Genomic DNA, 10381 nt, shown 5'->3' on the forward strand with positions numbered 1-10381 from the left:
TTTTTCATCCAACCTTATCAGGAAATCTTTTTCCCGACGTCGTGCGTTCAAGAATTCATACTTAACGCTAGCGACCAGTTCCATGGCATTGGATGACCGAGTTTGTGTTTCCTGTGAAGAAAGAACTGTGTTTGAGCTGGTAAATAGAATGCCACCAACAATAATAAAGCCGATTAAGGCGATAATACTTGTTAAATTAACCTGATAAGCCAGCTTTATATTTCGAAATGACAGTTTTGACAAAGACATGAAACGACCTCTTCTAAACAGATTAAAAGACAACTACGCATGCTTGTGGAAAAGTGGGGGAACAACTGTCTTCAACCCCAGTAAAGAAAAATAATACCTTTTTTTACTGGTAAATTCAATCGAAAGACTTGTCTTCTATAGGAGGAAAATTTTTTATCTATTTGAAAATCATAAGATTAATTATTTATAGTTGTAAAATATTTTTAATTCTCACCTATTGGTGAGTTAATAATAATGAAAGCTTCGTTTTCTAAACTTAGGGACTGACATAAAGTTTTCACGTAAACCTATTTGGGTGTCGTGTACGTTAAGTGAGTTATTCTAGAAACAGAGAGGGTTAAAGGAGAATTTGGTTATGATTAAGTCCGTAGTGGAGATTGTGACACAAGCAAAGAAGCAAGTGCCAACAATTAGTCCCGCCGGGTTAATGGAAGTATTAGGTCAAAGCAACGTTGTTGTTATTGATGTCAGAGATGCACAGGAACTGAAGGCAACAGGTATCGTGCCGGGGGCGATTAATATTTCCCGTGGTATGCTGGAATTTAAGGCTGACCCCACAACACCGATGCATCAGAAAGAACTAACCCATGACAAAATGATCGTACTCTACTGTGCATCAGGCGGACGATCTGCGTTGAGTGGAAAGGTCCTGATGGATATGGGTTATGACAATGTTCGTAATCTCGGTGCGATCAAGGACTGGGTTGACGCAGGTGGTGAAATTGAAGCGGTTGAGTAATTTCGCTGAATAGTTTTCCATCTGTAAATCGATCACAGGCCAAGCGATATTTTTCAGTTTGGCCTGTCGGTTTAACTTTTGGTTAAGCCGGAGAAAACACCTTTAGGCCAACAATTCCGGTTACGATTAACAGTAGGCAAATGATGCGCATGATGTCATGGCTTTCACCAAAAAGCATCATTCCTAAAACCGCAACGCCAACCGTACCGATGCCAGTCCAGACCGCATAGGCAGTTCCAACCGGAATGGTTTTCATTGCGGCGGATAGCAGCCAAAAGCTAATTGCCATGGCGATAATTGTCAGAAGAGAAGGAACCAGCTTGGTCCAACCCTCTGAGTACTTCAGGCCAATCGCCCACCCACATTCAAAAATACCGGCTAAGATCAAATAAACCCAAGGCATTTCTGTTTTACTCCCCAGTAATATCTTCCTGATCTGTCATCGCACGGGGTGACCGTTGCCACAAGTTGATATTTGTCCGTTTTTAACTGTATTTTTCGCCAGATGAATTTAGGGGCATTTGAGGCAGGATCTATAGGATACGTTAGCTCTGGACCGCTTATTTCATTGTTAGCAACTTGAAGCCAGCAAACCCGAATATCAACGCGGCGGTGCCTTCTATCCTGCGCCGGAATGAACGATAGAGATCAATCATTCTTTGTGTGGAAAAGGCCAATGCGTAACCTCCAAAGACAAAAATACCCAAGAAAACGCAACCCCCAACGATGATAAAGCTAAGGTCCGTCGATGCGCCGGGAGTGATCCCGATAGTTATGATGGATAGCCACGCGAAGATGGATTTTGGGTTTGTCAGGTGGATGCCCAGACCGAGAAGGAGATATTGTGTATTGCTCCGGTTTTTATCCGTTTTCATCGCCTGTGGTGTTTGGGACCCCAAAGCGGATTTTAATGACTTATATCCAAGCCATAACAGGTAAATCCCGCCAACTATACGAAAGGCTGTCATCAACCAACCGAAAGAAGATAGAAGCGTTGAAAGGCCGAACGCAGCTAAAATGCCCCATGTCATTGACCCGATAATAACGCCGCATGCCATCATTAGTCCCGGCGTGCGGCCTTGGCGCATAGAGGTGGACATGATTGCCAGATTGGCGGGACCGGGGCTTATCGTCGCGATAAGATAGGCCGCATAAGAAACCGCGATGGTCGAAACATAGGGGGGTAAGTCTTGTATATATGACACTACATAATCCTGCTATTGTGACTTAATCCTACTATAGGACATAAGCTTGATGATGGGTTGTTTGTTTTTTAGAAAAGCTTATTCGGTGCCACGAATATTCGCGAGTTTGGGCATGGCTGGTTCAGTTGAAACATTCTTTTGTGCAAAACGTTTGGCTCCGGCAACACATAGAACCACAACCAGTGTTACAATCATCATTGCCAGATTAACGGTTTCATTCAAAAGAAGCGCGGCCAAGATCAGGCTGAAAAAAGGTTGCAGTAGTTGGAGTTGTCCGACAGAAGCGATGCCGCCTTCGACCAGTCCGCGATACCAGAAGATAAAGCCAATCAACATGCTAAAGAGGGACACATACGCCAAACCGATCCATGCTGGTGTTGTAACGCCTACAAAACTGGTGGGCATGGTGTAGAAAGTGATTGGAATCATAATTGGGAGAGAGAGCACAAGCGCCCAGGAGATTACTTGCCAGCCCCCAAGTCGCCGTGAAAGTTTTGCTCCTTCGGCATAGGCAAGCCCACAGAGAACGATTGCGGCAAACATCAGAAAATCCCAAAGGCTGAATGATCCGGCACTTTCGATAAGGGCGTAACCGGCAACCAAGCCGGACCCGAGGATTGAAAACAGCCAGAATATCGCCTGTGGTTTTTCATTCCCGCGAAGAACGCCAAAGATAGCTGTGGCAAGCGGCAACAAGCCAATAAAGACAGTCGAATGTGCGGCTGTGACATGTTCCAACGCATAGGCCGTGAGCAGGGGAAAGCCAATAACAACACCAAGAGCAACAATTAACAAAGAAAGCAGATCTTTTGCCTGTGGGCGTTTTTCCCTGAACATCAAGAGAAGGGAGAGACCGAGTAATCCGGCAATGCTTCCCCGGGCCAACGTCAGAAAGATAGGATCAAAAGAACCAACGGCAGCACGTGTTGCAGGCAGGGAAGCACTGAAAATTGTCATGCCGATAAAGCCGTATAGCCAGCCTTTGTTTATGTTCTTCATAATCCTAACTTTCTGTTATTTGCGACCCTTATTGGCTCACGTGAAATTGAGGCCGAAATGTAATTAAGTAGGGGATGATCGTGTTACTCGGCCCTAGGTACTTATGTAGGTTGCTAAAGAAAAGTGTACCAGATACAGTTAAGTACAGTTTGATTGAACTGTACTGGTTACAGAATAGGTACAGATATGATGTTGGTAGAAGAAACGACACTGGTTGAGCGGGTCATGGATGCGATCAGACAACGGATTGCGGGGCGCACACTTGCGCCGGGGGCCAAATTACCCTCTATCCGTCGGTTTGCTGATGATATGCAGGTTTCCAAATCAACGGTTGTTGACGCCTATGATCGCCTTTCTGCCGAAGGAGTTATCACTTCGCGACCGGGATCAGGGTTTTATGTTGCGGGACAGTTGGCGCCTCTGTCTTTGGCAGAAATTGGCCCGAAGCTGGATCGTGAAGTTGATCCCCTTTGGGTATCGCGCCAGTCGCTGGATGCTGGGGGGAATTTCTTGAAGCCGGGGTGCGGATGGATGCCCGCATCGTGGATGCCGGAAACATCTATCCGTAAGGCGCTTAGAAATTTGTCGCGGGCAAATGATACGATCCTGACTGAATATGGATCTCCATTGGGATTGTCAGAATTGCGCCAGTTTCTTGCCAGACGGGCAGGGGGATATGGTATTGATGCCAGCCCGGATCAAATAATCCTCACAGGGTCTGGTACGCAGGCTATTGATCAACTCTGTCGTTTTTTGCTGGAACCAGGGCATTGTGTGGTTGTTGATGATCCCTGTTATTTTAACTTTCACGCACTGTTAAGGGCGCACCGGGCAAAGGTAATTTCGGTCCCCTTTACCCCAAACGGCCCAGATGTTGAGGCATTTGAACAGGCATTGATTGAATACAAACCAAAGCTCTATATTACCAACTCTGGTCTGCATAACCCCACGGGCGCAACGTTGTCCCCCGTGGTGGCGCATCGGGTGTTAAAGCTTGCAGAGCAACATAATCTCACCATTATCGAAGATGATATCTTTGCGGATTTGGAACATGATCACGCCCCGCGCTATGCAGCCTTTGACGGATTAGAGCGTGTTGTTCATATCGGGAGTTTCTCTAAAACGCTCTCGGCCTCTGTACGTTGCGGATATATTATCGCCCGACCTGATTGGATAGATGGGCTGGTTGATCTTCGTATTGCAACGTCATTTGGGGCAGGACATTTTTCTGCGGAGCTCGTGTTATCTGTTCTGAAAGACGGCAGCTACCGCAAACATCTGGATGGGCTGAAAACAAAGTTGGCCGATACAATGGGCACCACGGCTGCCCGCCTGACCAAGCTTGGGATCAAGCCGTGGATCGAACCGCGTGGGGGTATGTTTCTTTGGTGCGAACTGCCCGAAGGGGTGAATGCTGCTGATCTAGCACAACGAGCCTTGGCCCGTGATGTCATTCTGGCACCCGGTAGTGTTTTCAGTATCACACAGTCTGCTGATAATTATATTCGTTTTAATGCTGCGCAATCTCAGAACCCAAGAATATTTGATGTACTCGAAGATTTGCTTATTGATATTAAAGATTAATTGGTTTCAGGGGCTATCATATTATTTTACGTTTTATTTTCTAACGGATGTCTTTGAGTAGGCAAACTATAATTATCGTTCAAGTGGTAAATTATAGGCATGATTTTTCATAGCGACAGGTTTTTATATCGCAGACGTTTTAACTCTATACTCATAAAAAGAGAGGCGTCTTATGAAGCTCTATCAAGTTATCTTACCAGCAACCGCATTACTTTTATCCAGTCTTGTCAGTCATGTGGCAATTGCGAAGTCCGCTAAGGGCAAGCATGTCCAAAAACCTCATATTGTGAAATCTCACAAATATGTTCCGCCTGCTCAGAAGATTAAAAAGTCTCATGGTGTAAAACAAAAGCGTCCCATTCAGATTATCTATACACAGAAAAAATTAAAGCAGAGGCATTTTTATAGATTAACTTCGTTACAACGCGCTCGTTTTGAGAACGCCTTTATTTCGGCAGTATCTATTTCAGATGGACGAGCCTTTTACTGGAATGCGAATGGTGTATCTGGTGCGATAAGCGTGTTTAATGACTCTCATCAGAATAATGGGTGCAGATCTTATCGACACACTGTGAAAATTAATGGAAAGTTAGAGAGGATCGAAGGTCTGGCATGTAAACAGGTTAATGGCAGCTGGGAAATTATCTCGTGATAAATAGGTCACCTATAAGATCACTGCATATATAGAATCATTTTCTATCGCTACTAATTTGAGTGAAGACACATCGCCTGAATATGATAGTTGTGATGATATACTTGGCAGATTGGAACATGTGGGCAAACTTTGTTTTGTTGCAATTGTTATCAACTTTTAGAGCCACCGAATAGATTTTAGGTCTTGTATCTGGCTTTGTCGTATTCAGGGGTAAAGGATCAAGACCAGCCCCTTCGTTCTATATTGTTTTTTCCATTGTGATATCCGTGGTCTGATAGCCAAGCGATGCATATAGGGCGTGTGCTGTTTTGTTAAAGGCAAAGACATGCAGACCGATTTTATTGATGCCGAGTTTCTTTACTTCAGCCTCGAGCGCCAACATTGTGGCTTTGCCCAGTCCTTTGCCGCGTTCAGCCAGATTGATTTCAATGTCATAGATGAACGCAGTTTTTTTGCCGTAATGTTCCTTAACGGCAAACCATAGGGAACCGACAGGCTGTTTCGATGAATTCATAATTGTGAAGATGTAATTATCCGGGGTGTTTAATCCCGCTGGTAAGCCTGATGTGTATGACTCTTCTGATAGTTTTAATGCGTTCTCGGGGCTGTATCCCGATTGTGTTTTGTCTGCGGCATAGGCCTTGATGCCATGATCGCGCCAGGCCGGGTAATCAGCTTCGGCCATGGGGATGAGAATAGCTGTGCGGCCAGTTAAAATACTCACGTTTTTATTCCTTTATGAATATAAGTGCTCTTTAATGTATAAATTTAATGCAGGTAATTAATTATAGGTTGTGTTTTTAATATGTATGGAAAGCACTGAAATGAAAAGGAGCCACAATAAAAATTGTAGCTCCTGTATCATGTATGCCAATAAGTACCGAGTGATCTTTTTTATACCCCTAATCTTCTTTGGGGCATTGGATCATCAATCCTTTTTAGGTGCTTTTTTCCGCTTTAGTGTTGATGCACCTGCTTTATCACCTGCGGGCTTCCCACCTTTCGCTTTGAAAGGTTTAGCACCTGACTTTGGGCCTTTGGCGCTATCGCGGAACGGTTTTTTGCCAAATGGCTTTTTGTCACCTTCGCTACGCTTGCTATCCGAACTGTCGTCAAACCAAGGCTTTTTCCCGCTATCATCTTGGGGGCCTTGGAATTTGCCATCAGCGCCAAATTTGCCTTTAAACTTGGTTTTAGCTTTGGGATTGTGATCTTTTTTTGCGTAATCCCGCTCGCCCGCTTTGCGGTCACCAAATTTCTTTTTGCCGTCAGATTTTCGCTCACCAAATTTATCATCTCGATCTTTGAAATCTTTACCTTCGGCCGCGCGACGGCTGTATTCTTTGCTGCGATCGCTGCGGTTAAAGTTATCCCGAAACGGCTTTTGTTTGTGCTTTTTACTCTCGCCTTTTCTGCTTTCTCTGGGCTGGCGGTGATATCCGGGGCCGTCTTTATCGTCGAGGGTATCTTCAGGCAGGTCCGGAATACCTTCCAGACGTTTGACAGTGATGGTTTTTTCTATCCGGTCGCTGCCGCCAATGGTTTCAAAGAACTTTTCGGCACCTTTTGGGGTAAGCTCGACATGGGTTTCCGCCATGTGAATACGAATGGCACCGATTTCTTTTTTGGTAATACAGCCCGCACGACAAACCATAGGCAATAGCCACTTGGGATCGGCAGTGTGCTTGCGTCCGACGGTCATGGAAATCCAGACACCGTCTTCGAAATCGACACGCTCTTTACGCGTGCCGGGGGAATTGTTGCGTCTGCCGCCGTTGCCGTATTCGTAACTGTCATCACGGCCACGATCACGATCTCTGCCACCACGATCTCTTCCATCTCTGTCACGGTCTCTTTCCCGTGATGGTCTTTCCGGGCGGTCAATCAATTCTTCCGGTGCTGGGCGTCCGGCACTTTGGGTGCGGATCAGAGCAGCGGCAATCTGTTCTGCGCCATGCTTTTCAAGAAGCTCTTTGATGAATGCCTGTTCTTCTTCTTTAACGGGTTCGATCAAAGTTGGGTTGGCAAGGAAGCGTTCGCGGTCACGTTGCAAGATTTCTTCAACAGATGGTGGTTTGGCCCAGGTTGCTTGAACCTTGGCACTTTCCAACAGACGTTCTGTGCGTTTGCGCCAGTTAAAAGGCACAATAAGGGCTGAAACACCCTTACGACCAGCACGTCCTGTTCTGCCTGATCTATGCAACAACGGTTCACGGCTTTTTGGAATATCGGCATGAACCACAAGTTCCAGATCGGGTAAGTCGATACCGCGCGCGGCAACGTCTGTGGCAATACAGACTTGTGCCCGACCATCCCGCAGTGCCTGTATGGCATGACTACGCAGGTTCTGGCTTAGTTCACCGGACAGGGCAACGACAGAAAAACCGCGATTGGAAAAGCGGCTGGTCATGTGGTTTACCGTGGCACGAGTGGCACAGAAAACAATCGCATTCTTTGGCTCATAATACCGAACCAGATTGATGATCGCATTTTCCTTGTCGTTGGGGGCAACTGTCAAGGCGCGGTATTCAATATCGCTGTGTTGTTTTTCTTCGGCTTTGGTGCTGATACGAACGGCATTACGCTGGTAACGTTTCGCAAGCATGGCAATAGAACGCGGGACAGTGGCCGAGAACATCAGGGTACGACGTTCTTTTGGTGTGGTATCCAGCATGTATTCCAGATCGTCCCGGAAACCGAGATCAAGCATTTCATCCGCTTCATCCAGAACAACGGCCCGTAGCGCACTGATGTTCAGGGAACCGCGCTCAATATGATCACGAAGACGTCCGGGCGTACCAACAACAATATGTGCACCACGTTCCAGCGCCCGCCGTTCGCTGCGCATATCCATACCACCAACACAGGTGGCTGTACGTGCGCCTGTATCGCCATAGAGCCATTCAAGCTCTCGCATGACCTGTAGGGCAAGTTCGCGGGTGGGGGTGATGATTAGGGCAAAGGGCGCATCGGCGCGTTTGAAGTGATCTTGCCCTTCCAACAATGTCGGGGCGAGGGCAATACCAAAAGCAACGGTTTTACCTGAACCTGTTTGCGCAGAAACCAACGCATCCGCATCGGCCAGTTCCGGATCAAGAACGGCTTTTTGAACAGGGGTTAGTTTGGCATAGCCTTTTTTCGCCAAGGCTTTTGCCAAGGGTGCAGCGACGCCTTCAAAAGGATCAGCTTGTTCTGGTTCAGCGTTTGCGGCGGTGTCAGTGTTGGCCACTGCATCCGAAGTGGTTTCTGTATCCGCACCAGTATCTGCATTAGGCGTTTCATCTGTCTTAGGCGTTTCGTCTTTTTGATTTTGTGTTGAAACGTCAGGATTGTTTTCTTCAGCGCTGGTTTCTACAGGTGTATCAACGGAAGCATCTGGTGCGTCTTCTGAAATGTCTTCTGTAACGTCTTTTGTGGTGTCGTTCACGGGGGTATCCGAATTGGACATCTTTAATCTTTCTGATTATTTAGCCGTAATATCCCATATGGATATTCTGGGCAATGTTCTGGCTGCGCGGCAAGGGCCATCAAGAAGATAGCTAACGAACAGGCGCGGCAGGTGTAACGTGAATGGGGACCTCAATCTCTTTATCTGTCGGGTCCACCGTACATACTTACCGTACATACTTAACAGTAAAATACTTAAAAGCTGGCGTCCTTGTACGTTGTGTTGCACAGAAAGTAAAGCATACAGAGGTTAAACAATTGCCCTATTCTCGCTGAACAATGCTGATTTTAGGTTTCAGAGTTAATTTGCTATATAAAATGAGCATCTTTACGCCAAAAAATTATAAAAGTATCAAACGATTTTCCGACTTAGCGGCCTTGATAATTGCGATATATAAGCAAGGATAGATACAATGGAGGCAACGTGCCATTGCAAGTCAGTTCGACTGGCCATCAACTATAAGCCAGAATTTCTTTTAAGCTGTAACTGTTCAATCTGTCACCGCTTCGGGGCGCTCTGGACCTACTCAACCCCGGATCAAATTAAGGTTGAATGTTCTGAATATAAAACAAAGTCGTATAAATTTGGCAAGGAAACAAAGGCTTTTCACCATTGTGAAAATTGTGGCTGTGTCACCCATTGGATTGCAACAGATAAATATCCAGAGCCACGTATTGCTGTAAATGCACGTTTGTTTGAACGCAGTGATATCGAGGACATTAAAGTTCGCAAATTCGACGGTGCTGATACCTGGAGCTTTATTGATGAGTAACTTCGTTACTTTTTATAGATGACTAAGATTAAGATGTTGAAATTTCGAGAGGGCGTGGTTGATTGCATCCAAAGCCTCAGAAAAAAATACCCCGGATGTAAAATTATCATTTCCTCTCGGTATAACCACGAGTTGGAAATTATCGATGAGTATCTTGATATTGAATTCCAATTATCCCAGCCCAGCCACTGTCCCTGCTTGATGACACTTGTACAGTTCGAAACGAAAAATAGATGGGGAACAGTAACAATTTGGGAGGACTATTTTTATATGGAGTATGAACTCGTCGATTTAGAGACAGAAACGCAGACTGTCGAACGGTTCGGTAAAGTTCCTGAAATTGATAGAATCAAGATTTATATGGAAAAGGTTGTGAAGAAAGCTTTGGAACATGGAAGATTGGAAATGGGAATATATCACGTTGGTGGTGAACCACATTAATAGCCCTTATGTCCCACAAAAAGTAGCATGGACAACTTCTTCGGGCTTTGGAGGCAGTTCGTAATGGGCGTTGTCGGGTTGTTCGGTGAATGGGTCTGACAGGATGCTGTGGAGCTGTTCAAAGGGGGCGTAATCACCTGCAACGGCAGCTTGGATTATGGCTTCTACCTGATGGTTTCGGGGGATGAAGATCGGGTTTGATCTGCGCATGGCCTCAAGGCGTTCTTCGGTTGAGGTTTCATCCTGATCTTGCCGGGCTTGCCACTGTTGGAGCCATGTGGTCAGGGCC

10 protein-coding genes and 2 pseudogenes are annotated in these 10381 nt (G+C 45.9%); 5 read left to right on the forward strand and 7 right to left on the reverse strand.

The window, feature by feature from the left end:
• Positions 1-249, reverse strand: a pseudogene (locus tag Q0241_RS06990) (hypothetical protein); the annotation flags it as partial.
• A gap of 355 nt (positions 250-604) precedes the next feature.
• Here Q0241_RS06990 and Q0241_RS06995 point away from each other — a divergent pair.
• Positions 605-988, forward strand: coding sequence for a rhodanese-like domain-containing protein (locus Q0241_RS06995; protein ID WP_299375201.1), 384 nt, complete (start codon positions 605-607; stop codon positions 986-988).
• 82 nt (positions 989-1070) lie between these two features.
• On the opposite strand, the gene sugE is transcribed toward Q0241_RS06995, so the two are convergent.
• The 3 genes from sugE to Q0241_RS07010 form a co-directional block, all read right to left on the reverse strand.
• Positions 1071-1391 (reverse strand): quaternary ammonium compound efflux SMR transporter SugE, encoded by a 321-nt coding sequence (gene sugE / locus Q0241_RS07000; RefSeq protein ID WP_299375204.1) that lies wholly within the window; start codon positions 1389-1391, stop codon positions 1071-1073.
• 157 nt (positions 1392-1548) lie between these two features.
• Positions 1549-2193 (reverse strand): LysE family translocator, encoded by a 645-nt coding sequence (locus Q0241_RS07005; protein ID WP_299375207.1) that lies wholly within the window; start codon positions 2191-2193, stop codon positions 1549-1551.
• A gap of 78 nt (positions 2194-2271) precedes the next feature.
• Positions 2272-3192, reverse strand: coding sequence for a DMT family transporter (locus Q0241_RS07010; protein WP_299375210.1), 921 nt, complete (start codon positions 3190-3192; stop codon positions 2272-2274).
• 186 nt (positions 3193-3378) lie between these two features.
• Between Q0241_RS07010 and Q0241_RS07015 the strand changes: the two genes are divergently transcribed.
• Positions 3379-4776 carry a PLP-dependent aminotransferase family protein gene (locus tag Q0241_RS07015; protein ID WP_299375213.1) on the forward strand — a complete coding sequence of 466 codons (1398 nt, stop codon included), beginning with the start codon at positions 3379-3381 and terminating at the stop codon, positions 4774-4776.
• 172 nt (positions 4777-4948) lie between these two features.
• On the forward strand, positions 4949-5428 hold the full coding sequence (locus Q0241_RS07020) for a hypothetical protein (protein ID WP_299375216.1): 480 nt from the start codon (positions 4949-4951) through the stop codon (positions 5426-5428).
• Between the two features lie 241 nt (positions 5429-5669).
• Here the strand turns inward: Q0241_RS07020 and Q0241_RS07025 are convergent, their stop codons facing one another.
• A complete protein-coding gene (locus tag Q0241_RS07025) occupies positions 5670-6155 on the reverse strand; it encodes a GNAT family N-acetyltransferase (RefSeq protein WP_299375218.1) in 486 nt (161 codons plus the stop codon).
• Positions 6156-6359: 204 nt separating this feature from the next.
• Positions 6360-8879, reverse strand: coding sequence for a DEAD/DEAH box helicase (locus tag Q0241_RS07030; RefSeq protein WP_299375220.1), 2520 nt, complete (start codon positions 8877-8879; stop codon positions 6360-6362).
• 412 nt (positions 8880-9291) lie between these two features.
• On the opposite strand from Q0241_RS07030, the gene Q0241_RS07035 reads away from it, so the two are divergent.
• Together Q0241_RS07035 and Q0241_RS07040 are read left to right on the forward strand one after the other, a co-directional pair.
• On the forward strand, positions 9292-9651 hold the full coding sequence (locus Q0241_RS07035) for a hypothetical protein (protein WP_299375222.1): 360 nt from the start codon (positions 9292-9294) through the stop codon (positions 9649-9651).
• Between the two features lie 54 nt (positions 9652-9705).
• The gene (locus Q0241_RS07040) at positions 9706-10092 is read left to right on the forward strand and encodes a hypothetical protein (RefSeq protein ID WP_299375224.1); all 387 of its coding nucleotides are present in this window, start codon (positions 9706-9708) and stop codon (positions 10090-10092) included.
• Positions 10093-10098: 6 nt separating this feature from the next.
• On the opposite strand, the pseudogene Q0241_RS07045 reads toward Q0241_RS07040, so the two are convergent.
• Positions 10099-10381, reverse strand: a pseudogene (locus Q0241_RS07045) (protein adenylyltransferase SelO family protein); the annotation flags it as partial.

It is taken from the genome of uncultured Kiloniella sp. (genome assembly GCF_937128705.1).
Classification (GTDB): Bacteria; Pseudomonadota; Alphaproteobacteria; order Kiloniellales; family Kiloniellaceae; genus Kiloniella.